Here is a 606-nt window from a genome sequence, read left to right on the forward strand (position 1 = left end):
TTGGGCATTATTATTTTTGGAGTGAGTGATGTCTGATTATACCGGTGGACTTCAGGATGAGCGGTCTCTGCGTGAGGATCTGGCGGCGGCGTATCGTCTTATTGCCCATTTTGACATGACGGATCTTGTCTACACGCATCTTTCCGTCCGCCTGCCGGGTGAGGCGCATCGTTTCCTGGTCAATCCTTACGGTCTGCTGTTCGAGGAAGTGACTGCAAGTTCCCTCGTGGTTGTCGATGCCGACGGTCATCCGAGCCAGGAAACGAGCTGGCCCGTCAATCCGGCCGGTTTTGTCATCCACTCGGCGGTTCACCGTGCGCGTCCGGATGCGGCATGCGTCATGCATACGCACACACTGGCTGGCATGACGGTTGCGGCACAGGATTGTGGCATTCTGCCGCTCAACCAGATCAGCATGGAATTTCATGGCCGCGTGGGATTCCATTCCTATGAAGGAATTGCAGCGGATGACAATCTTAGCGAGCGCGAAAGGCTGGTTCGTGATCTGGGCGATAATATCGGCCTGATTCTGCAGAACCATGGCCTGATGACGGTGGGTGAAACCGTGGCGCAGACATTCTACCGGATCTGGTATCTGGAGCAGGC

Annotated in this window: 1 protein-coding gene; it reads left to right on the top strand. The window is 55.6% G+C overall.

Features of this window, described 5'->3' with window-relative positions:
• Positions 1–28 precede the first annotated feature (28 nt).
• Positions 29–606, top strand: a 578-nt coding sequence (locus GOB81_RS17420) for a class II aldolase/adducin family protein (RefSeq protein WP_173571468.1), incomplete at its 3' end; no start/stop codon positions are given.

It is taken from the genome of Acetobacter conturbans (assembly GCF_011516755.1).
In the GTDB taxonomy this organism is placed as follows: Bacteria; Pseudomonadota; Alphaproteobacteria; order Acetobacterales; family Acetobacteraceae; genus Acetobacter; species Acetobacter conturbans.